32 protein-coding genes are annotated in these 19,943 nt (G+C 54.1%); all 32 read left to right on the forward strand.

Annotated features, from left to right (window positions below):
• The 32 genes from Dform_RS08525 (at nt 1) to Dform_RS08665 (ending at nt 19,890) form a co-directional block, all read left to right on the forward strand.
• A complete protein-coding gene (locus tag Dform_RS08525) occupies nt 1-921 on the forward strand; it encodes an AAA family ATPase (protein WP_076004629.1) in 921 nt (306 codons plus the stop codon).
• A 201-nt stretch (nt 922-1,122) separates the two neighbouring features.
• Complete coding sequence (locus tag Dform_RS08530) at nt 1,123-1,908, forward strand: C2H2-type zinc finger protein (RefSeq protein ID WP_076004630.1); 786 nt, start codon at nt 1,123-1,125, stop codon at nt 1,906-1,908.
• Nucleotides 1,908-2,153, forward strand: coding sequence for a hypothetical protein (locus tag Dform_RS08535; RefSeq protein WP_076003423.1), 246 nt, complete (start codon nt 1,908-1,910; stop codon nt 2,151-2,153). The genes Dform_RS08530 and Dform_RS08535 overlap by 1 nt, the downstream gene beginning before the upstream one ends.
• A complete protein-coding gene (locus tag Dform_RS08540) occupies nt 2,143-2,373 on the forward strand; it encodes a hypothetical protein (RefSeq protein WP_076004631.1) in 231 nt (76 codons plus the stop codon). Before Dform_RS08535 ends, Dform_RS08540 begins: the two co-directional genes overlap by 11 nt.
• A 129-nt stretch (nt 2,374-2,502) precedes the next feature.
• Nucleotides 2,503-4,413 carry an ATP-dependent helicase gene (locus tag Dform_RS08545; RefSeq protein WP_076004632.1) on the forward strand — a complete coding sequence of 637 codons (1,911 nt, stop codon included), beginning with the start codon at nt 2,503-2,505 and terminating at the stop codon, nt 4,411-4,413.
• Between the two features lie 527 nt (nt 4,414-4,940).
• Nucleotides 4,941-5,153, forward strand: coding sequence for a hypothetical protein (locus Dform_RS08550; protein ID WP_058439980.1), 213 nt, complete (start codon nt 4,941-4,943; stop codon nt 5,151-5,153).
• A gap of 142 nt (nt 5,154-5,295) precedes the next feature.
• On the forward strand, nt 5,296-5,499 hold the full coding sequence (locus tag Dform_RS08555; RefSeq protein ID WP_076004633.1) for a cell division protein FtsH: 204 nt from the start codon (nt 5,296-5,298) through the stop codon (nt 5,497-5,499).
• Nucleotides 5,500-5,535: 36 nt separating this feature from the next.
• Nucleotides 5,536-5,730 (forward strand): cell division protein FtsH, encoded by a 195-nt coding sequence (locus Dform_RS08560; protein WP_076004634.1) that lies wholly within the window; start codon nt 5,536-5,538, stop codon nt 5,728-5,730.
• A gap of 31 nt (nt 5,731-5,761) precedes the next feature.
• Nucleotides 5,762-6,349, forward strand: a complete 588-nt coding sequence (locus Dform_RS08565; protein WP_076004635.1) for a hypothetical protein — start codon at nt 5,762-5,764, stop codon at nt 6,347-6,349.
• A 17-nt stretch (nt 6,350-6,366) separates the two neighbouring features.
• The gene (locus Dform_RS08570; RefSeq protein WP_076004636.1) at nt 6,367-6,867 is read left to right on the forward strand and encodes a hypothetical protein; all 501 of its coding nucleotides are present in this window, start codon (nt 6,367-6,369) and stop codon (nt 6,865-6,867) included.
• Complete coding sequence (locus Dform_RS11120) at nt 6,864-7,025, forward strand: cytosine permease (RefSeq protein ID WP_099092358.1); 162 nt, start codon at nt 6,864-6,866, stop codon at nt 7,023-7,025. Before Dform_RS08570 ends, Dform_RS11120 begins: the two co-directional genes overlap by 4 nt.
• Nucleotides 7,022-7,588 carry a hypothetical protein gene (locus tag Dform_RS08575; RefSeq protein WP_076004637.1) on the forward strand — a complete coding sequence of 189 codons (567 nt, stop codon included), beginning with the start codon at nt 7,022-7,024 and terminating at the stop codon, nt 7,586-7,588. The genes Dform_RS11120 and Dform_RS08575 overlap by 4 nt, the downstream gene beginning before the upstream one ends.
• The gene (locus Dform_RS08580; protein WP_076004638.1) at nt 7,588-8,055 is read left to right on the forward strand and encodes a hypothetical protein; all 468 of its coding nucleotides are present in this window, start codon (nt 7,588-7,590) and stop codon (nt 8,053-8,055) included. Before Dform_RS08575 ends, Dform_RS08580 begins: the two co-directional genes overlap by 1 nt.
• Nucleotides 8,056-8,559 (forward strand): hypothetical protein, encoded by a 504-nt coding sequence (locus Dform_RS08585; protein WP_076004639.1) that lies wholly within the window; start codon nt 8,056-8,058, stop codon nt 8,557-8,559.
• Nucleotides 8,560-8,572: 13 nt separating this feature from the next.
• Nucleotides 8,573-9,328, forward strand: coding sequence for a hypothetical protein (locus tag Dform_RS08590; RefSeq protein ID WP_076004640.1), 756 nt, complete (start codon nt 8,573-8,575; stop codon nt 9,326-9,328).
• Between the two features lie 9 nt (nt 9,329-9,337).
• Nucleotides 9,338-10,594, forward strand: coding sequence for a S8 family serine peptidase (locus tag Dform_RS08595; protein ID WP_076004641.1), 1,257 nt, complete (start codon nt 9,338-9,340; stop codon nt 10,592-10,594).
• A complete protein-coding gene (locus Dform_RS08600; RefSeq protein WP_076004642.1) occupies nt 10,595-10,786 on the forward strand; it encodes a hypothetical protein in 192 nt (63 codons plus the stop codon).
• Between the two features lie 5 nt (nt 10,787-10,791).
• The gene (locus tag Dform_RS08605) at nt 10,792-11,100 is read left to right on the forward strand and encodes a hypothetical protein (RefSeq protein WP_076004643.1); all 309 of its coding nucleotides are present in this window, start codon (nt 10,792-10,794) and stop codon (nt 11,098-11,100) included.
• Nucleotides 11,101-11,487, forward strand: coding sequence for a hypothetical protein (locus Dform_RS08610; RefSeq protein WP_076004644.1), 387 nt, complete (start codon nt 11,101-11,103; stop codon nt 11,485-11,487).
• Between the two features lie 9 nt (nt 11,488-11,496).
• Nucleotides 11,497-12,099, forward strand: a complete 603-nt coding sequence (locus tag Dform_RS08615; protein ID WP_076004645.1) for a hypothetical protein — start codon at nt 11,497-11,499, stop codon at nt 12,097-12,099.
• Between the two features lie 9 nt (nt 12,100-12,108).
• Nucleotides 12,109-12,573: a hypothetical protein gene (locus Dform_RS08620; RefSeq protein ID WP_076003442.1), complete on the forward strand. Its 465-nt coding sequence runs from the start codon at nt 12,109-12,111 to the stop codon at nt 12,571-12,573.
• Nucleotides 12,574-12,578: 5 nt separating this feature from the next.
• Nucleotides 12,579-13,259, forward strand: coding sequence for a tyrosine-type recombinase/integrase (locus Dform_RS08625; protein WP_076003443.1), 681 nt, complete (start codon nt 12,579-12,581; stop codon nt 13,257-13,259).
• A gap of 3 nt (nt 13,260-13,262) precedes the next feature.
• Complete coding sequence (locus Dform_RS08630) at nt 13,263-13,463, forward strand: hypothetical protein (protein WP_076003444.1); 201 nt, start codon at nt 13,263-13,265, stop codon at nt 13,461-13,463.
• On the forward strand, nt 13,460-13,852 hold the full coding sequence (locus Dform_RS08635) for a hypothetical protein (RefSeq protein WP_076003445.1): 393 nt from the start codon (nt 13,460-13,462) through the stop codon (nt 13,850-13,852). The genes Dform_RS08630 and Dform_RS08635 overlap by 4 nt, the downstream gene beginning before the upstream one ends.
• Nucleotides 13,853-13,861: 9 nt before the next feature.
• Nucleotides 13,862-14,098 (forward strand): hypothetical protein, encoded by a 237-nt coding sequence (locus Dform_RS08640; protein WP_076004646.1) that lies wholly within the window; start codon nt 13,862-13,864, stop codon nt 14,096-14,098.
• Nucleotides 14,095-14,397 (forward strand): hypothetical protein, encoded by a 303-nt coding sequence (locus tag Dform_RS08645; protein ID WP_076004647.1) that lies wholly within the window; start codon nt 14,095-14,097, stop codon nt 14,395-14,397. Before Dform_RS08640 ends, Dform_RS08645 begins: the two co-directional genes overlap by 4 nt.
• A 50-nt stretch (nt 14,398-14,447) precedes the next feature.
• Entirely contained in the window at nt 14,448-14,717 is a 270-nt protein-coding gene (locus Dform_RS11840; protein WP_425481074.1) for a YkgJ family cysteine cluster protein, read from the forward strand.
• Nucleotides 14,695-15,000, forward strand: a complete 306-nt coding sequence (locus Dform_RS08650; protein WP_076004648.1) for a hypothetical protein — start codon at nt 14,695-14,697, stop codon at nt 14,998-15,000. Before Dform_RS11840 ends, Dform_RS08650 begins: the two co-directional genes overlap by 23 nt.
• Nucleotides 15,000-16,475, forward strand: a complete 1,476-nt coding sequence (locus tag Dform_RS08655) for an ArdC-like ssDNA-binding domain-containing protein (RefSeq protein ID WP_076004649.1) — start codon at nt 15,000-15,002, stop codon at nt 16,473-16,475. The genes Dform_RS08650 and Dform_RS08655 overlap by 1 nt, the downstream gene beginning before the upstream one ends.
• Nucleotides 16,476-16,484: 9 nt before the next feature.
• A complete protein-coding gene (locus tag Dform_RS08660) occupies nt 16,485-17,021 on the forward strand; it encodes a hypothetical protein (RefSeq protein ID WP_076004650.1) in 537 nt (178 codons plus the stop codon).
• A gap of 231 nt (nt 17,022-17,252) precedes the next feature.
• Nucleotides 17,253-17,420: a hypothetical protein gene (locus Dform_RS11390; protein ID WP_158513489.1), complete on the forward strand. Its 168-nt coding sequence runs from the start codon at nt 17,253-17,255 to the stop codon at nt 17,418-17,420.
• Entirely contained in the window at nt 17,410-19,890 is a 2,481-nt protein-coding gene (locus Dform_RS08665; protein ID WP_076004651.1) for an AAA family ATPase, read from the forward strand. The genes Dform_RS11390 and Dform_RS08665 overlap by 11 nt, the downstream gene beginning before the upstream one ends.
• Nucleotides 19,891-19,943 lie beyond the last annotated feature (53 nt).

Here is a 19,943-nt window from a genome sequence, read left to right on the forward strand (position 1 = left end):
ATGAAAGCTGACAACACCCTTGAACTTCTCACGGAGATCGCCCGGTTCGAGGCCTCGGTAGACATGGACAAGGACTACCGCATCGGCTGGGGCTGGCGGCATGTCCGGATCTGGCCGGCCACGCTTTCCAAGCTTTTCAAAGAAGGCTACCTCGAAAACGTCTTCCGCTCTAACTCCCACACCGGCTACCGGTTGAGCGAACTGGGCAAAAGCCTTCTTGCGGCTGAAAACACGCCGCCCCGGACGCACCAGGAGCCAAAACTGGCAACACCCAACTCTCTTTTCGATGACATCATAGGGCATGACGGCGTAAAAGAACTTCTCAGGGCGTCATTACTTGCCGAAAAGCCAGTGCATGTGCTCCTTACCGGGCCGCCGGCGCTGGCCAAGACGCTATTCCTCTGGGACATCGAAAGGGCGGGCGGCGAGAAAGCTATCTGGCTGGTGGGCTCGGCCACATCGAAAGCTGGACTATGGGACCTGGTGGCCGAGCGCGAGCCGTCGATACTCCTTATTGACGAGATCGACAAGATGAACGCCGCCGATACTGCCGCGCTTCTCACCATGATGGAAGGCGGGCGGTTGGTGCGGGCTAAGAGAGGCCGCGAGCTCAACTTAAACAACCCTCTCCGCGTGATCGCCGCTTCCAACCGCTGTGAAAAACTGTCGCCGGAACTTCGGTCGCGGTTCGCCATCCGGCAGCTCTTCCCATATGGCCGGGCGGAGTATCTCACGGTCGTAAAAGGCGTGTTGGTGCGATGCGAAGGCCTCAGTCCCGAGCTTGCTGAAGAGATCGCCCGCCGCCTGGACGGCCTCACCCAGAACGTTCGCGATGCCATCAGGGTGGCAAGACTGGCGCCCCAACTCGGGGTAGAAAAAGCAATCAAATTATTGATCGGAGGAAACGAAGGTGAAAAGTGAATCGGAGATTAGGCAGAAGCTGAACGGATCCGCGGCGACTCGCCAGACGATGGGGAGGGGGTGACCCCCGGGGAAAAGGAGGCCGGGACATGAGGGCAATTTCGGGTATTCACAGGCGGGTATCTACAGCGGGTATTCACACTGTAGGCACGGCCTGTACGTTCCACAGGAAGTTACGGCACCGGTTACAGGAGGCAGGAAGTGTACACATGCAAGATCTGCAACAGGCAATTCAAGTCGATCAAGGCGCTCGGCGGTCATACGTCGGGCGCCCACCCGGTAAACAAGGATGAACCACCCATGAGCGAAAACCAGGCTCCTGAACAGGTTGACGGAAAGGCGGATGAGGCGAGCATCGCCGCCGAGATCAGGGAATACCTGGGCAAGGGCTACACCTTCGAGCAACTCACGAATGACCTTCACTTCAAAGAAAGAACGGTGAGGCAGGAGCTGGCCAAGATGATCCCGGCGGCCGACGATCAGGCCAGCAACCTGCCGTCGACCTACAAGCAGAGCGAAGTCATTTCGCCAGAGGCGGTCCTCCGCCGTTACATGGGCGATAGCTATGAAGAACAGTGCGAGCTCCGGGGCATGATGAAACTCCGGTCGTCGATGCTTCTTGTAATGGAGCTGGCTCAAATCCAAAAGACGCAAGCCGAAGCTGAGGCGAAACGCTTTGAGCCCCTTTTAAGGATGCTGACTGCCTCTCGCGAGGAGCTCGATGCCGCGGCGGCCAGAGCCCGGGGCGCCAGTTCGGAAATGGCCAGAGAAGCGGCCCAAGAGGCGGTTGGCGGTGTCTTGGGCTATATCGAAGAGAAGCTACCCAAAGGACCGCCGCCGAAGACGGTTGACGAGGCCTATGCCAAGCGAGTCGATAAAGTGATGGACATGATGTGGGGCATGATGGAGCAACAGATGTTTCCTGGCCGGGGCGGCGGTGGCGTTCCGGAAGGCTGGGAGACAGAACAAAAGAAAGGAGGCATGTAATGTTTAATCCGGGTATGGCCGGCATCAACCGGCAGCAGATGGAGCAGGCCCAGGAGATCGGGCGGCATATGGGCATGGAGATCACCAAACGCCGAAAGGAAGGCCGGCTCGAGGTCAGGTTTTACCTGTTGGACCCGAACGAGAAACTCGACCTTGGCGAGCCGGTGGACAAACTCTGCGAGCAGTTGGCCTGGGGCTTTTCAACCATGTTCGGCATCAAGGGCAAGATCATCAATGTGGAATAACTATTTCACCTTGCTCACTATCGTCGCGCTCCTTAGGGCAGATTACGAGATCAGCAAGCCGCCGGAGGAGACGAATCCTCCGGCGGCTTCTCGATCACTGAGGAAGAACGTCCTCGCAGCTAGCCAGAGGGAGTGGGCGGATAAAGCGGTCCGCAAGTATGCTGAAGCCCAGGACAAGAAGTGGCGGAACTGGCAGGAGGCGATGTTTGAGTTAGAATAGGCTATTTCATGTGTTGAACCCGATGTTCGTGCAATGGTAATTAAGCCGACAAATTAACTTGAATGGTGAAGCGCCTGGTGCTATAAATGCCCAGGCTCTTTTTGGTTTATCAACTCATGGAGGAATGGAATGACTTGGCATGATGATCTTTCTCCGGAACAAAAAGAGAAGGCCGAACACTTTGGTTCACATGCAAGATTATTAGCTGGACCTGGAACGGGTAAGACTCGAACCATGACTGGTAGGATTGCCTTTCTGTTACAGGAAAAAAATGTTTCTGCAGGTGAGATTTTAGCCCTGACTTTCACTAGAGCAGCGGCAAGCGAACTAAGAAAACGCATTGCCGAGCATCAAGAAGGTGGAAGCATCCCTAAAGTAACTACACTCCATTCTTTCGCTCTCCAATCGCTCCTGCAACTTGGAGCCGGTAACCGCCTCCCCTCTCCAATCAGAATTGCAGATGATTTTGAAGAAAGACAAATCATTGAAGAAGACATCAAAGACTTACTCGATTTGCCAAAGGTTAAAAATGCCCGGGATCTCATCGATCTTCTTTCCGCAGACTGGGAGATGCTTTCAGCTGAGGTCGATGATTGGGCTCATAGGTTTCCAAACCCCAGATTTCTTGGTGCTTGGCAAGAGCATCGAACAATCTACGGGTATACACTCCAAGCTGAACTTGTATACCAATTAAAGAAGGCATTGGAAGAGGGAACAAGAAGACTTGCAAATTCGCCATTACATGTCTTGGTAGATGAATATCAAGATCTTAATGCATGTGATTTGTCTGTCATTAATAGCCTGGCGCGGGGTGGCGCCACACTCTACGTCGCTGGAGACGATGATCAAAGTATCTATGGCTTTAGACATGCTGATCCAACTGGTATTCGCCGCTTTCTTGAAGAATATCCTGGATCTGAACCTCTGACACTATCTGAATGCCATCGTTGCGGTCAAAATATACTTACTATCGCAGATTATGTTGCAGAGCAAGATATTCGCAGGCTTATTAAACCTTTGACTCCATGTAGCATGAGACCGGGAGAAGTTCATTTGTTAGAATTTAACGACTTTGATGATGAAGCCAACGCGATTGCGCGAATTTCACGCTGGTTAGTTGAGACTAAAGGCATCACTCCCGATCAGATCTTGGTTTTGATTAGGTCTAATAAGCATCACAGATTTTCCAACCCGATTTGTGCCGCATTGCAAAACCAAGGAATTCCAGCAACAACCGTTGAAAACCCACTGAATGTATTTGAACAAGATCAAGGCCGTGTTTTTATCTCATTTCTTCGCCTAATGGTCAATCGAAATGATAATTTGGCTTGGCGAAACCTGATTAAGATACGGGACAATGATCTAGGGGATGTCGCAGTTGCCAGCATTTACGAGATTGCTCGAAATAAGGGAATCACCTTCTTTGAAGCCCTGTCTCTAATAGCTAACAATCCAGTCCTTATCCCAAGACAGGGAGAAGCAATAAAAACAGAGTATGAAACCACAAATAATATGCTCGATAGGCTTAATGCGACGAACGAACATGCCGACAATCTTAGTGAGTTCATACATTGTATGGTCAACGAGTTACTTGCCATTGAACATGGGGAAGAAATGATGGAAGTCATCGAACACATTATTTCTGACAATTCCGGCATCTCGCTTGAGGATTTTCTGCGAGAAATCGTCTCTCCGATGCGGGACAAAGAACAAGTTCGAGTTGAAGGAAAGGTAAATGTAATGACAATGCATCAGGCAAAGGGACTCGATGCAGAAGTAATTTTTGTTGCCGCAGCGGAAGATGAATATATCCCTGGGCGAGCTCAGGGTAATGAAATTGACGATGAGCGAAGATTGCTTTATGTGTCTCTCACTCGCGCACGTTCTTTTCTTTACGTCACCTATTGCAATCATCGAACAGGAATTCAACAGCATACTGGTAGATCACCTTTGACAGCGAGTCGTAACCTAACCCGGTTCCTCAGCGGGGGACCCGTGCGCCGAGTATTAGGCCAAACCTTTGTCGCTGGTTTAGATTAGTGGGATTTTTAGAAGAAACTCACTCCTCCTTTAATGGTATAAAAGCGGAGCTTCCGCATGGTGATATGCTGTTGAGTATGCTATTTGAATAGTTTTCTTTGTATTTGCTGAGCAATTTAATGCCCCCTCGCCACCCCTCCCCTCATCGCCATGTTTAATCTCCTCTCCGTCTCCCCCCTGGCCTTTCAGCCTTTGATTTCAACGAAGTATGAGTAGAAGTCTGGTTTTGTTAGAGAACGGCCAATTGAGGTGTCTATTTGCGCGATCGTATTCAAAGCTAAAATACCCTCACCCTATTGACAGGCCAGACACAGCCTGTATAATCTGATTTCGTAAGCCTCGTGAGCTTGCTGGAAAAACCCGGCTCACGAGGCTCGTTGTTTTTCACGGCAGCTCACAGGCTCGCACAAGGGGTCAGCACTCCGGACCGGCAAGGTTCAGGCTGACCCCTTTGCCTTTCCGCCCGGAGTGCAACCCCGAAATCGTCCCGGCCGCGAACGGACCGAGACTAAAGAGGAGGTGCCCGCATGGGAAAGTACGCCAGCTGGAACGACCTGGAAAAGAACGTCCCCGTCGCCTACCAAGAAAAAGCCACCCCCGAAGCCTTCCGCACCGGCATGAATGGCATCGCGCCGTCCGGTCTGAAGGTGAAAGAGGGGCGGGTTAATCACTATCGCGACGGCGTCGACGGCAAGGGTCCGGTCATGGTTAGCGGCTACAAGCGCGCCATGTTCGAATAGCGCCTGCTCTGCCTGATGCCTTTTCTCAGATTTTAATCCTTCTTCCTTCACTGCTGTCGCGGCGGCAGAGGAGGAAGATCCACCAGGGAGAGGACACCAGGCAAATGCCGGAAATCCAAATGAAAATAACGAGGAGGCAGCGATGTTCAATCCACAGCAAATCAGCGGGCCGGTAGCGCCGGGGCAATATAACCCGATGCAGGTGAGCGGCCCGGGCTCTTACTACCCCACCCAGACCACCGATCCCTTTTCAGGGATGTTTTCCGCCATGATGCCCATGATCATGATGGTGATGATGATGGCTATCATCATGCCCATGATGAAGGGCGTCACGTCTAAGGACTGAACTAAAACGAAAGTTACTGTAGGAGGTAGCTAAACCATGTACGCAACACAGCAGTTCGCCGGGATGCAGGCCCGGCCCCAGCAATACCAGTACGGCACTGTCGGCGGCTACTATCCCCAGCAGACCACCGACATGACGAGCATGTTCTCGGGCATGATGCCCATGATCATGATGGTGATGATGATGGCCATCATGATGCCGATGATGAAAGGCATCACCGGTAAATCCTAGGCGAGGCAAATTCAATACAGGAGGTAAATTCTTGAACAAGAAGATTGTTCCGCAGCAATATCCGGGCTATCCCGGGGCGCGGCCTCCCAAGGGCTGGGTGCCTCCCCTGGGTCAGTCGTTGGCGCTGCTCGGCGTGTACGACAACGAGTCTGGCAACTGGATGGGTCTGCCGCTCCAGGTATTTAGGGAAGCCCTGCTAAACGCCGAGGCAATCCATACCGAAGACCGCATCGACGAGCGCGACAAGGTCGAGGTAACCGTGCCTGATGCTTCGGCCCAGGATACGGTCAAAACCGTCGAGCTCGAGGTGCCGGCAGGCGAGGTCTGGTTCCTGAACCGCCTCAACTTGGTCACCGAAGCCGAGGTGTCGGGCAACTTCCGTGTCTCGAAGTTCCCAAAGTCAGACACCATCGACAAGAAATACTTGGGCACCGACCAGGCGGCCGGGGCTAATACCAACTACGACCTGGCCGCGGCCGGGCAGCTCGGCGCCGATCTCCGGCTCACCCCTGGCGACAAGCTGACCGTGGTCGCCACGGTGACCGCCGCCGGCGGCACCACGGCAGCCCGAAAGGTGACCCTTAATCCGTACGGCCGCAAGGCCAGGCGGCTAGTCTAAGCGTAGGGAGGCTTCCCATGCCCTATGCGATGGTGCCGCCGGGCTACCGGGCTATCCCACTGGGGCAAACCGGTAGCATTGAAGGACTGGGCGCCTTCGCCCCGCTCGAAGAGAGCTCAGACGAAGGCGCTCTTTTCTTAGCCCGGCTCGATTTCGAGGAATTTCCTTCGGGCGAGATAATGGCGCAGCTGGAGCAGGCTTTTAGCGATGCCGGAGTCGAGCATTGGCCCGGCTATAGCTATATCGTACATGCCGATTCGGGCAGGCCTGCCGTTTATCTCGCCTGGCAGAAGGGATTCGCCTGGCTGCCGATCATTGCCGGCATTATCGGTTTCATCGCCCTGCCGCCGCTGGTCGGCACCGTCATCTGGTGGCTGATCCCGGAGGATGTGAAAAACCTCATCTCCAGCCTCATCAACATGGGCATGATGCTGCTTGTTATGTACATCCTGATGCAGGTGATGAAGCCGCTCGCCGCGCCTAAAAAGCCCAAGAAATTACCCGAGGCTAAAACATGAACGGCTACCCCACAGAGTACAACACCTACCAGCCGATGTTCTGGCAGTCGGCATTTTCTGCGATCATCGGCGTTGCCATGATGATCGCCCTGGGTACCTGGGCTCTGTCCACGGTGAGAAAAGCCTTGAAAGGCGAAGACGTGGAGTTTCCATTATGAGCCAGGCATCATCGGTCATGGGTGGCGCGCTGGGCGATGTCTTCTGGGACCTGCCGCCATGGCTTTACTACACCCCAGGTTATGATCTGGGTCTTTCCGTTTATGTGGCCAATCCCACTGACGTGGAGCAGGAATACGCCCTGATGGCCCGGCTGTCGCGGGACACTACCCAGATTAGCGAAGAAGCCTTGCCGGTCTTCGGCTACACCTGGTTCAAGGTCGAGCCTGGGGACCTCGCCCAACTCAAAGGCGCTTTGCGTTTTTCCGAGACCAACGCGGTCCTTGCGCTGCTTTTACACGAGAAAGAAAGCGGCGAGGTCATCGACTCAGTGGCCACCATGCTGGTAGCGCCGGGTAGCTCGGTGCTGCCGCCGGCCTGGCCCGGTGCGCCAGGAAACGCCGGCTCTTCAGGCTTCGACTGGACCTCGCTCATGGGACTCATGTTGCCGGTTTTGATGCTGGGTATAGTGGCCTCGGCAATGAAGCCGAAAACAGACAAGGCCAAGCAGCTTGCGCCGGCAAAAGAACCCGCAAAACAGTTGCCGGTCGGGAGGGGAAGCTGATGCCCGGCGAGTTTTACGTCGAGGGAAGCAAGGCGAAGCTGAGCCTTAAAGCCATCGAGACGGCCATCGCCAACCTCGAGGCGAGGCTTGAGGCGATTAGGAACCAGACCGACAAGTTATCCGGCGAGATCCCGTATGTGGGTTTCACCATAGCCGACTGGCAGATCGCCGAGAGCAACCTGATCGTCGTCGGGGCACCGGGGGTGAAGTACAAGCTCCACGACCTTTCCCTCGGTATCCAAAACCTTGCCGGAACTCAGATCACCATCAGGCTGTATAAGCAGATAAACGGCATCGAGCGAAAAGTGTATGAACAGTCTTTCGACGCTGCCGCGGATGGCCCAGGCTTGCCGGTGGTCAACGGCACCTGGGCGATCCACGGACCGCTCAGGGTCACCGTCCAAAGCAACGACCCGGCCGATAATGGCCAGGCCGTCGATTACGACTTCATGCTGGAGGCGATGTAGGTGAGCCTTTTCTTAAGGTTAAAATCGGGAGCAACAAAGCTCTCCGAGATTGAGATCGACGTCGACAAGGACTGGGACGGCATGAACATCCGCAACCTTGGCGGAATAGGTTCGTTTATGCAACCGGGCGACATCATCTACCGGGGCGAGAACGTATTCGAAAGGCTGCCCCTGGAGTACGGCAACGGCTACAACGTTCTCAAGGCGCTCGATCACGGGATGGGACGGCCGGGCTGGCTCGACATCCAGGAGCTCATCATCTACATGACCGGCGCCGTCAACCGGGTCGCCGCCTTGCCGCTTCTTACGATGCCGAAGCCGCCCTTGGCCATCGCAACAAACGAGGATCATTCAGGCGGCGCTCATGCAGCCGCGGCGGCCCGGTCTATTGAGACACCGGAAATTTCCATCATGACCAGCGTCGGGCTCGACGTAAGTGCTGATGAATTATTGTCGTTCGCAGTGCCGGTCCCGGTAATCGGAGCGGCCGCGCAAATCGTCTAGGAAGGAGACTTTAGTGACAAACGAGATCTACATTGAAGACCCGAAACTGGAGAGCCTGTACCGGCGCTTCGAGAAGTTGGGCACCCGGCTCAAGATGCCGGTCTTCAGGGCATACCTTGGGATGGAGGTCCGGGACGGGGAAGGAAACATCATTCATGCCCACCGGCAAAGAAGCCACTCCTGGAACCGGAACGCCTACAACTTCCTGTTTTCCCAGATGGCCGCCTACGGTCTAACAGGGACCAATGTATTTGAAGCCGGCGCCATATCCCTCAAGTGGACGAGCGGAAACATCTACCCCAATGGTTCCGGCTGGGCTCTGAATCAGGTCGCCGGCTGGGATGAGGGCGTCAACGTAAACACACGGTCAATTGACACCGGACTGCTTGCCACCGCCGGTACGGTGAATAAAGGTATCATCGTCGGCACCAACGCTTTTCCCGAATCCTTCGAAGGCTATGTCTTGGGTGCTGAAATCGCCAACGGTTCTAGCCCCGGCCAGATGGATTACGCCCAGTCAGACCTCCACTCAATGAGCTATGACGCACCCACCAAGACTCTGACCGATACTCTCATCAGGTTCATCAACAACAACTCCGGCGCTTCGATCGGTGTCAACGAGGTCGGACTGTATGGCAGGGTCAAATTCAGCTCGGCTGGAACCGGCTCGATCATGTTTTCCCGCGACGTCCTGGCATCCACGGTTGATGTGCCTAGCACCGGCCAGCTCAAGGTGACCTATACCATCCAGCTCGCCTATCCGGCGTAAGGAGGAGAAATGCGCTACGCCCTGATTTCCAAGGGTTTATCACTCGACCGTCTCGAGGCTGAGGCGAAGAAGGCTGGCGCCGGGAACATCAGAAAAGCCGAGGTCATCGGCCAGGTCTTCTGCGAACTCGACCAGGCTCAAGCCGACAGATTGGCCGCTGTCTCCGGCATGGCTCTCAGGCCGCTCAGAGAATATGGTACCAGCCAGATGGCCGCCCAGGCGCCGGCAGTCGAGAGCATCTCGGATGTCTTCTACCTGCTCAGGAGCTATTTTACCCCGCCGATAACTGGCACCGGCCTCACCGTAGCCGTGCTGGACAGCGGGGTGAGAAAGACCCACCGGGCGCTCCAGGGCAAAGTGGTTTATGAGGCTAACTTCACCGAGTCCCCGACGTCTGGCGACGTTTTCGGCCACGGCACTCAGGTGGCCTTCACCGTTGCCGGTGGCTACCACGCGCTGGGCGAAAACTCCGGCGTCTCGCCCGGTGCCGCCATCATGAACATCAAAGTCATCGGCGACGAAGGCATCGCCTCGGATGAGGCCATCGTGCTAGGGATCGACCGGGTATGCGACCTTGCCGAGCAGGCAAGAACCTCCGGCCTTTTTCCGACCGATGAAATGTATCCCAATGTGATAAACCTCTCGCTCGGCGGTGAGGACGACGGCGATCCGGACAATCCGGTTAGGGTCGCCTGCCGGAAGGCGAGTCAAGAATACGGCCTGGACGTCATCGCTGCGGCGGGCAACACCGGGCCGAAAATGACAACTGTCATGCTGCCGGCCTGCGAGCCGGAGGTCATCGCCGTGGGGGCGGTTGAGACATTTGGCGAGCTCCTTGTCTGGGAGAGATCCTCGCGCGGGCCGACCGTTCAGGGCGAGACCAAACCCGATTTCGTCATCTGGGGTACTAGCCTCGAGATGGCCTCGGACAAAAATGACGAAGACTTCCTGGTGAAATCGGGGACGAGCTTCGCGGCGCCGATGCTGGCTGGCCTGACCGGCCTCCTCTGGGAGAGCGGCCGCAGGGCTTACGGTGAGGGCTGGCAGTACCGCTGGACCCAGGCGCGAGATGTAGCCCCTTACTTTTCAACCAAGCCGCAGGACGTCCCACTCTCTAAAGACAACGCCTACGGATATGGGCTGCCGGCCATGGGCGCCATGCTGGGCCAGGTGATTCAGAGCGCCTCGCCCGCTGCTCAAACTACGGAGATGGTTCAAATGATGTCGGCCATGATGATGATGGCAGGGGTAATGGGAGCGATGTAAATGAACAAAGGCATGATTGCAGCAATTGTTATCGAGCTTGTCGGTATCGGCGCCACCGGAATCGGCATCGGCATTGAGCTGGCCACCAGTGCCGATTTCGGTATGGTGGTGACCACGAGCGGCAGCTGCCTTATCGCCATGGGCGGCGTTATCTGGGGTAAGTTCATCTGCATCAACCGAAAGAAGGATTAACGGCCATGGAACGACTATATATCGCCCTGGCAGCCCTCTTCGGAGGTATTGTCGCCGCTGTGCTCGGCTGGCTGGAAAGCGGAGAATCATTCGATCTGCGCAAGTTCGGCGGATCTATCGTCCGGTCCACGCTTGCCGGAGTGGTAATCAGTCTTGGCTCTAGCCTTGCCGGCCCAGTCGATATCGCTGCCCTTTTCTACGCCTTCCTTGGTGGCGCCGGGGTCGACGTTATTGGCAACCGCCTGGCAGGGAATTTCGGCAATGGCAGCTTCCCCATATCATCGAGCCCCGAAGAGGACATCGAGGACGGTTAAATGGCGCAGTACTCCGACATCATCGCCATCGATGCGCCGTCCGAGGCCGCCTCGGGAGGCCGGGTGGATTTTACCATTCGGGTGAAAAACACCCACTCGGCGCCGATCGGCATGAAGGTCGAAGCGACGCTTGAATACGGTGTTCCGCCCTGGCCGAGTGCCATTATCCCGGTGGACTGGGCTAATGTCGACGCCCTAGCAACCTGGCCGTTTCCCGGCTACTTCTACATGCCAGGCCAGAAAGTGACGATTCATGCCAAAAGCTTCTGGTACGGCGCCGACGGCCAGTGGTATGCCGACGACGAAATGACGAAGACGGTTGATTTCCCCTCGGCCGGGTCGCCCAGTATTTCGGACTTTCGCATTGTCGATTTCGCTAAAGTATAGGAGGTTACGATGGCTCTCAAGAAACTCGAAATGGAACTTAAACCCTTTACCGCCCTCGGAGAAGGCGCCGTCGCCCTTGCCGAAGACCCGGTCATGCCGGGGTGGTACGTCGACCCGGCCACCGGCCAGCGCGTCTTCTACGATCCGGTTGCCGGAAAATTCTTCACCGCGGCCGGCGGCGTCTATATACCCCTCGGCTACATGAACCCTGCCCCGAAGCAGGTAGCCATCGCCCCCGGCGACCGGCTGATGGTGTCCATTTCATTCAAGTACACCGGACCGGCAGTCTCCGGCGTTACCGGTTACTACTGCATCGGGACGAATGGGATGTTTGGCTTCGATGAAAAGCTGGTGCAACTGACGACCTTCAGCCTCCCGCAGGTGACTTCCCCGCCGCCGTACCCCAACGTCACCAATTCATTTACATTCACCATCCCGTCGAACGTCGACACCAACTGGGACGACATCTACGTGAAGATCTTCGGCGGTACGCCTTCAATCGGAGGACAAGCGACCACCAATTACATCTTCGGCTACGAGAACGCACTCCTCGTAGCTGGAATCCAGCCGACCATCACCGAATTCAAGATCTCGGACTTCGCCAAGGTCTAGGAGAAACCAGTGGTACTCGATATCGCCTTTGCGCCGATGGAGCTAGCGCCGACCAACTTCAATGCCGGGGACGCCGTACGGGTGACAGTGTCCTTCAAGTACGTTGTCGGCGTGAATAAGACGGTGAAATTACTGGCTGGTCCTTACTCGACCAACCTTTTCGGCAAGCACCTGGTTAACGCTTGCGTCGGGCAGGCGGAGATAACTCTACCGGCCAGCTCGACGAAGGCCGAAGGTACCGGCGTGGTCGATTTCTTACTGGTGCCCAAGTCAAGCGGCGGCATCGAAGACGGCACTTACGGCCTCAGGGTTTGGATCGAGGACACTGATGCCGTGGCGGAACAGGACAACGTCATCATCGTCACCGGCAATTCTTCAAGCGGCGATATGCTTTCCGGAATGATGCCGATGCTCATGATGCTTCTAATGATGGGAATGATCATGCCGATGACCCAGCAAATGGGCGAGGAGTAGGGATAGTGGGCAAGGCGTACCTGGAGATCGAAGAGGTAGCGAAGCTGGAAAGCGCGGCCGAATACCTTCGAGACCGGCTACTCATCCGGCTGCTCTTCCACCTCGGCTGCCGGGTGTCCGAGGCGCTGGCGCTCCGGGTCAAGGACATCGACTTCCGCCGCGGCTCGGTGACCATCGAACACCTGAAGTCGCGTATCAAGCTATCTTGTCCAGGCTGCGGCGCCAGGCTGGGCAAAGGGCACAAGTTTTGCCCGGTGTGCGGGGACAAGGTGGAGAAGGCTGTCGCCCAGGAGAAGGAGCATCATCGCTATCGGACCCTGCCGGTCGATGAAGTGACATTGGGCATGCTCAAAGAGTACATCGGCCGCGGCGGCGCCGTCGAGAGACACAGTGAAAAATGTCTTTTCGACCTCAGGCGCAACCGCGCCTGGCAGATCGTGAAGGACTGCGCCGAGCGCGCCGGTATCCCGCGCCTGGTGAACGCCGAAAGCGGCAAGACCCACAACGTCAGCCCGCATCGGCTGCGTGATGCCTTCGCCGTCCATGCAGTGAAGGCCGACGATTCCGGCGACGGGCTAAGGCTGCTACAAGAGCACCTGGGTCATCGGAGCATTGTCACTACCATGAAATACCGCAAGGTGTCGGGTGAGGAACAGAAAGAATGGTATCAGAAGCTCTGGAGTTAGCGTGTGGAAGAAGAATTCGAAGATGAAATGCTGTCTTTTATGATGAAGGCGATCATCGTGTCGGGCTGCGTCTTCGCTATTTGGCCGTCTCTAGTGAAATCCTTTTCAGCGTCCCGGGCGGAAACGCCGTTATCCGGCAGGCTCTACCTTGACCCTGTTACCGGGAATTACTGGGTTTATGTACCAGAGGAGGAAAATTCATGACCTGGAAGAAAATCGTGCTTGAGGGAGAGGTCGCCGTCCTCTCCGACACCGTGCCGGTGGATGCTGATTTCGCCGCCGCCTCAGCCGGCGTGGCGGACAGCGCATCGAGACAAGACCATAAGCATGACGTGCCGGAGGCCCTCCTGGGCGACCTGGCGGCCGTTGACGGCCAGGCAGCGGCCATAGGCGCGGCCAACAAGTTCGTGCGCGCCGACCACCGGCATCCCCTGGGGCCTCTCCTGGCAAACCTCAACTGCAACCAGAAACAGCTCATCGGACCGGTGGTGCACGTGGCTGCGGCCGCCCCGAATAGCGGCACTGAAGTCGAGGGCCAGATCTACTATAACTCCACAGCCGGTGATAAGCACCCATATATCTGGGTGCCATAAGGGGGATAGATGAAAACCAAGGACCTGATGGAACAGTTCGAAAAGACCTACCGCGACGAAAAACTGAAAGAAGCGGAAACCCTCCACAATGCGGTAGCCGAGTTGCTCTCTGAGCACAAGGCGGAGATCCAGACGGTGTTGTACGTTCTTGAGATGATCCGATTTGAACTGCTTGAGGAAAGGTACCGGAGCATTTTTGCCACCGAACCGAAACCGGGGGAGATCCGCTTCGGTAAACCGCAGTGAGCTGGAAGAAGATGCTGCTGGATGGCGATTCAGGGGGCGGCGCGGTTCTCCAGGGAACGGTCGCCGTTGACCCGCCGAGTATTGCGAAGGCCTCCACGACCAATATTGACGTGGGTGTAGCCGGGATAACGACCGGACACAAAATCTTTGCCCAGTGTCAGTCCGATCTGGAAACGGGGCTGGCCTGCGTCGCCACTTATTGTCCAGCTAACGGCACCTTGAGGCTCAGAATAAGCAACTGGTCGTCGTCGGCCATTGATGGGGCGCAGAGGGCCTGGGCTTACCAGGCTTATCCATAGCCATGGCATGGAAAAAAGTTACGCTGAAAACTAAAACTGAGGAAGAGCCGATGCTCCTGGCGGGAGGCTGCAGCCGCTGTTATCAGTGCTGCATTTGCTGGATATACGAGGTGCCCGATGGCAGTGCGGCAATGGCGCCGAGAAAAGGCTGGTGCCCGCACTTGGATCTTGAGAAGGGAGCTTGCCGGATTTGGGGAGATCGTCCCGAGGGCTGCTGGACCTTTCCGACAGTCAGGGACTTTGAGCTTGGCTGCGTACCTGAAAGTTGCGGCTTCAAGTTGGTAAAAGGAGGAACCTATGGGCAAATACGCCAATCATGAAGAGTTCGGGGTGAACGCCCCGCGGAGCTACCGCGAGGATACGACCAGCGAGTCTTTTCTCGATGGCATGTCTGGCATCGCGCCGCCGGGTATGAGGCCCAGACGATCACGGGGTGAAAAGTTCGAAGAGAAAACCGATTTCAAGACCTCGGCCAGATGGCATCGTAACTTCGACGTGGCCATGTTCGGCGGCTCGGATATCGGGACTACCGATTTCGAGACGAAACAGATGGGACTCGAAAGTAAGGCCAACGGTATCAAGAGAATCCCGGGGAGGCGCTAATGGCTGGCCAAGTACGCCTTACCATCGGAGACAAAGAGTGGCTCGCCGAGGTGGCGGCCACCCCCTGGGAACTGACGCAAGGCTTGGGCGGATTACCCGCGCTTGAGCCGCGGACCGGGATGCTGTTTGACCTCGGCTCGCCGCGGGTCATCGAGGTGACCACGGCGCCGATGTTTTTCCCGTTGGATATCGCCTTCCTTTCGGACACCTTCACGGTGACCGAGGTCTACCGCAACGTACCGCCCGGTTACCTGGTGACCTCGACCTCGCCGGCACGTTACTTTATTGAAGTCAACGCCGGCGATCTGGAAGGCATCGAAGTGGGTGACATAGCCTCTGTAAACTGGCTGGACTTGGCGGAGATGCCTGCTGCAACACCGGATTGGGTAACTACTATCGCCTCGCTTGGCGGCTGGCTGGCGGTCGGCGCCGTCATGGTTGGCTTATCACAGCATCTGGCTGAAACGGTATTCGTTAACCCTGAACCTGAACTCTTACTGGCAACAGGCAGTGCTTCCAGTAAGTGTGAGATCGTCTATCCGCGAAACTACGACCTGGTGAGCTGGGTTGGCTCACCGGTACCGGATTACAGCTTCTCCATCGAGCCGGAAGCTAAAGAGCGCCGCATCGACGAGGTCCTTAAGAAGCTAAAAGAGGGCGTCGAAGGCATCCAGGGGAGCGAGCATTTCCGAAACTTCCTGCTCACCATGTCAAAATTCCATGACTACAGCATCGGCAACCTCATTCTCATTGCAGCTCAAAAACCCGACGCCACCAGGGTAGGCGGTTTCAATACTTGGAAGGATCTTTATCGCTGGGTGAAGAAAGGCGAGAAGGGCATCGCTATCCTGGCGCCGTGCCTGCCGTCGAAGTCGGCCAAAATGACTGAACCTGCTGGTGCCGAGGACAAAAAGAAGGAAGGCGAAGAGGAAGAAAAGCGGGAAATGATTCGCCCGATCTACTTCAAAGTGGTCTATGTCTTCGATGTGAGCCAGACTGAAGGCAAGCCATTACCTGAATTCGAGGTGCCGGTGCTTACCGGTGAAGCGAACGAGGAACTCTTCGAGAGCATTCTACATCTTGCTAAAATCCAAGGTGTATTCGTTGGATTTGAACACCGACCGCATCAGGACCCGGCAATTAAGGGCTATTTTTCCGGCAAGGAAATCTGGGTCAGGCCGGAGGAATCCCGAGCCCAGCAGCTGAAGACGCTGATTCATGAAGTGGCGCACTATTACTCCGAAGGCGTCTTCCATATTCCCAGAAGAGACGCCGAAACCATCGCCGAGAGCGCCGCTTTTGCCGTTGGAGCCCACTTTGGCTTCGATTCCGGGACACGCTCTTTCCCCTACGTCGCCCTCTGGGCGCAGGATAAGAAAGTCCTCGAGCAAAATCTGGCGGCGATTCGCCAGGTAACCACCAGAATCATTGAGGGCCTCGAATCACTGGCGAAAAAGCTGGCAGGGGTGGCTTGAGGCGTATTTATGGTGATTGAGCTGAGACCGAGCAGGGGTGGCTTTCTCCGGCCGTTTGGCTGCGGCTGGTTTATCCGGGAGTACCTTTTGGGGAATGGGCCGGAGGGATCAACGAGGATTGATCCTGAACGCGGCGCTCCGCAAGCCGACATCAACTACGAATACAAAGAAGCCCTTGCCCGGGCTACGGCGCGAGAGCGGGCTGAACGGATCATCAGTAAGCAGGTCGTCCGGAGCGTGGATATCACCGAGGAATACGCCGAAGAGATCTACCAGAAGCAGCTTAAGAAGGTGTCGCGGAAATTTACCCATATGCGGTATCACTCGTTCCTGATGTACTTCGGAGTGCTCAAGCGGTTAGGGTGGGTTGGGGCCACCGATCGGACCGAGCCGTCGGCCATTCAAGACAATTACCCGTCGGCTCCGGAGCGGGTTTATTATCGCCTTACAGCAATAGGAATCACGGCTGATGAGCGAATGTGGGCGAATCCTCTTTTCACCTTATATCCCAGAATCGGGCCGAGTCACAGGAAGCAGCATATCTGACTCTCCGGGGATCAACCTTGAATACCGAGGCTTCTTAGTATATAGGGATCCGTTAACTCCATGACACTTGAACTGTGTTAGATATACAGGCGCTCTCCCTCTTTTAACTAATCTCTTTTCTACGATTCGAAAACCAACTCTCTCGACCAGATTGTACCCGTGGTATAATTCAGGGCGTTTAATAGGCTCCGCCTGTATTACAATGTCCTGATCTGTTCGTAGGAGGTTGCTATGACCGAGAATTCTCAAGTAGAAAAGCATTTGCAGAAACTAGCGGCCTTGGTTAATGACCCTATCCACAAACGCATAATAGAGGCATACAAAGGTAACAATCCTCTTGAATCTATGGAAGCTGAGTTAACCAAGATATTGGATGAGGTCGTCACAAATGAAGATTGACACTGTGACAATACGAGGTTTTCGAGGTTTCAATGGGGAGAGGCCGATTCACTTTCACCCTTCTCTCACTCTCATTTATGGCCCAAATAGTTATGGCAAGACAAGCATTACTGAGGCGGTGGAATGGTTATTGTATGGCAGTACATCGAAAGTCGATAAAGGGGAGTCAAAAGATGAATATAAAGGATCATACCGAAACTGTCACCTCGATTGTGGGACGACGACTTTAGTCAAAGTCCTTTTTATCAAGGATGGACAGTACAGCGAATTCAAAGCCGAGCTATCCGGTGAGGAAGATATCAATAAATATATTGATGGCAAAGCAGTTGAATTTTGGCCGATTAAACCTGACATTGGTCCGTCCCCAAAACCTTTTATAATGCAACATGCTTTGAAGTATCTGTTACTGGTGGGACCTGATCAGAGATTCCGTGGCTTTGCCAAACTACTTGGCTTGGATACGCTAGGGGAAATGCAAACTGAGTTTGTCTCTCTTTGTACAAAACCGGAGTCCTCAATTTCGAAAGCTGCCGCAATTCTGCGACAGCAAATTAACGCATTGGAAACCCGCCTTGTATTACGACCAAGCCTAAAGAATGTTCATTTGTTCTTTAAAAAGGGCAAAGACTCATTTTCAGCGTTCAAAGCTGCAACCATGACGGAGTGCATTAAACGTGTGCCGCCTGGTAGTGCGTCTGATGAAGTATTGCCAGCTTTATTGCGAGCACGAGATGAAGCGGTGAAAAAGGTCTTTTCGGGTAGTATAACACTATCAGCCTATACATCTGAAGAAAGTGCGGTTAATTCTACCGAATTTGAGCGCTTTATTAATTTTGCATCCGAAGACCTCATCGCGCAATATTGTGGATTGGTCGCCTTAGTAACACGAGACGCCGTTTTAAAACGCGCCGGGTTTTTCAAAGTTGGAATGGAATTATTAGGTTGCAAGCCGGATGAATGTCCATTTTGTGGGCGGGCGCTTGGCAGCGATTTATTAAATCACATTCAAAGGCAACATCAAGGTCTCAAGGATGAAGAAGGAAGGTCAAAAGAATTAGTTACCCAGAGATTAAATCTGATTGAAGTGCTCGCTAGCCTTAAACGTGATCTTGAGAAATGCCAAACGCGTCATGGATCTAGAGTGACAACGTTTTTATCCATAAGTAAATCGATGCCCGAACTAGAAAAGATTCTTTCACCTCAGCACATCTCTCTGTACGAGGCTGTCCAATCCGCAATAACAGACCTGCAGAAACTAAAGGATGAATTAGAACCGCTCTATCTCAATGTCGGCGACTCTTTAAACAAAGTACAGATGTCTATTCAACAATCAAAAGAGGATATTAATCTCATAAAAGAACTGGGAAGTGCGCTAATCACGTACGCTAATCATGTTAAATCTATGATTCAATCGATAAATACTTTTGCTCCAAGAATGTCGGATGCGAATCAAGTTCTTAAACACGAGTTGGATTCGCTTGCTGGTACGGAAGACATTGGCGTCCTTATTGACCTTACTGAACAAGCGGGAATGATAAAAAGGGGGTTTGAGATAGAGTCAATTCTCGAAAGCCTTAAAGAATTACGCAAAACGGTTGACCAATACGTCGGTTCAGAAATGCTCGCTGCGATAACCACAGAAATGTCTGGAGACGTCATGGACTGGTACAATAACATACGTACGACTGGCGATCCGGACGTTCATTTCTCCGGTTTTGACATGGACCGTACAAAAAAGGGTGAAATCAAATCTCGCCGAGTACAGATCAAGGCTTCGTCTTATGGTAAAGACCTAGTTAGTGCGGTATCTTCATTGAGTGAGTCCAAGCTTAATGCATTAGGTCTCTGCTTAAGCATAGCAACAAACCTAAAAACGGATTGCCCCTTTCAGTTTATTTTCATTGACGATCCAATACAATCATGGGACGAAGAGCATGGCGTCCAGTTCATTGATGTGGTCAGAAAATTGGTAGAAAAAGGGAAACAAGTTATTGTATTATCGCATAATAAAGCATGGCTAGAGCGGCTACGTATTGGCTGCCGCTCATTTAACGGCTTGTATCATGAAATAACAGGTTACACTAAAGACGGCCCCAATATAATTGAGAAACCTTGGTGTACTTGGAAACAACGGTTAGACGAAGTTGATGCGATCCTTAAGGACAACACTGCCGACAGCATTAGGCTTCAGCAGGCAGAGGAAGAGATAAGGATTGTCGTATGTGATATAACGGCTGGGCTATATTTGAATAAGAAAGGCATTCAGAGAAATCCGAGTACATTCAATTCAGCGATGGTCAGAAAAACACTCATTGAATGTGGTGTGACCATGGACCTGGTGGACCGTGTAGGTCAGACATTCGAGACTACTGATGATGCTCACCATGCCCCGAAGGATTATGCTGCTCATCGTCAGAGGATTAGATGCTATCATAACTGGGCGCATGCGTTAGCCAAGTTATCGGAATAACCCTTATTAACTATTTGCGAATTCGACAGTATCGGACGGTAATCAGAAGGATT

Source organism: Dehalogenimonas formicexedens (genome assembly GCF_001953175.1).
Taxonomy (GTDB): Bacteria; Chloroflexota; Dehalococcoidia; order Dehalococcoidales; family Dehalococcoidaceae; genus Dehalogenimonas; species Dehalogenimonas formicexedens.

Bases quoted from the DNA above. Each gene is read 5' to 3' on its own strand.
- Dform_RS08655 (WP_076004649.1), top strand. From the start codon at position 15,000: ATGGCTGGCCAAGTACGCCTTACCATCGGAGACAAAGAGTGGCTCGCC.
- Dform_RS08615 (WP_076004645.1), top strand. From the start codon at position 11,497: ATGGCTCTCAAGAAACTCGAAATGGAACTTAAACCCTTTACCGCCCTC.
- Dform_RS08595 (WP_076004641.1), top strand. From the start codon at position 9,338: ATGCGCTACGCCCTGATTTCCAAGGGTTTATCACTCGACCGTCTCGAG.
- Dform_RS08575 (WP_076004637.1), top strand. From the start codon at position 7,022: ATGAGCCAGGCATCATCGGTCATGGGTGGCGCGCTGGGCGATGTCTTC.
- Dform_RS08610 (WP_076004644.1), top strand. From the start codon at position 11,101: ATGGCGCAGTACTCCGACATCATCGCCATCGATGCGCCGTCCGAGGCC.
- Dform_RS11120 (WP_099092358.1), top strand. From the start codon at position 6,864: ATGAACGGCTACCCCACAGAGTACAACACCTACCAGCCGATGTTCTGG.
- Dform_RS08535 (WP_076003423.1), top strand. From the start codon at position 1,908: ATGTTTAATCCGGGTATGGCCGGCATCAACCGGCAGCAGATGGAGCAG.
- Dform_RS08665 (WP_076004651.1), top strand. From the start codon at position 17,410: ATGAAGATTGACACTGTGACAATACGAGGTTTTCGAGGTTTCAATGGG.
- Dform_RS08555 (WP_076004633.1), top strand. From the start codon at position 5,296: ATGTTCAATCCACAGCAAATCAGCGGGCCGGTAGCGCCGGGGCAATAT.
- Dform_RS08600 (WP_076004642.1), top strand. From the start codon at position 10,595: ATGAACAAAGGCATGATTGCAGCAATTGTTATCGAGCTTGTCGGTATC.
- Dform_RS08580 (WP_076004638.1), top strand. From the start codon at position 7,588: ATGCCCGGCGAGTTTTACGTCGAGGGAAGCAAGGCGAAGCTGAGCCTT.
- Dform_RS08635 (WP_076003445.1), top strand. From the start codon at position 13,460: ATGACCTGGAAGAAAATCGTGCTTGAGGGAGAGGTCGCCGTCCTCTCC.
- Dform_RS08605 (WP_076004643.1), top strand. From the start codon at position 10,792: ATGGAACGACTATATATCGCCCTGGCAGCCCTCTTCGGAGGTATTGTC.
- Dform_RS08570 (WP_076004636.1), top strand. From the start codon at position 6,367: ATGCCCTATGCGATGGTGCCGCCGGGCTACCGGGCTATCCCACTGGGG.
- Dform_RS08525 (WP_076004629.1), top strand. From the start codon at position 1: ATGAAAGCTGACAACACCCTTGAACTTCTCACGGAGATCGCCCGGTTC.
- Dform_RS11840 (WP_425481074.1), top strand. From the start codon at position 14,448: ATGCTCCTGGCGGGAGGCTGCAGCCGCTGTTATCAGTGCTGCATTTGC.
- Dform_RS08650 (WP_076004648.1), top strand. From the start codon at position 14,695: ATGGGCAAATACGCCAATCATGAAGAGTTCGGGGTGAACGCCCCGCGG.
- Dform_RS11390 (WP_158513489.1), top strand. From the start codon at position 17,253: ATGACCGAGAATTCTCAAGTAGAAAAGCATTTGCAGAAACTAGCGGCC.
- Dform_RS08540 (WP_076004631.1), top strand. From the start codon at position 2,143: ATGTGGAATAACTATTTCACCTTGCTCACTATCGTCGCGCTCCTTAGG.
- Dform_RS08545 (WP_076004632.1), top strand. From the start codon at position 2,503: ATGACTTGGCATGATGATCTTTCTCCGGAACAAAAAGAGAAGGCCGAA.
- Dform_RS08560 (WP_076004634.1), top strand. From the start codon at position 5,536: ATGTACGCAACACAGCAGTTCGCCGGGATGCAGGCCCGGCCCCAGCAA.
- Dform_RS08550 (WP_058439980.1), top strand. From the start codon at position 4,941: ATGGGAAAGTACGCCAGCTGGAACGACCTGGAAAAGAACGTCCCCGTC.
- Dform_RS08660 (WP_076004650.1), top strand. From the start codon at position 16,485: ATGGTGATTGAGCTGAGACCGAGCAGGGGTGGCTTTCTCCGGCCGTTT.
- Dform_RS08640 (WP_076004646.1), top strand. From the start codon at position 13,862: ATGAAAACCAAGGACCTGATGGAACAGTTCGAAAAGACCTACCGCGAC.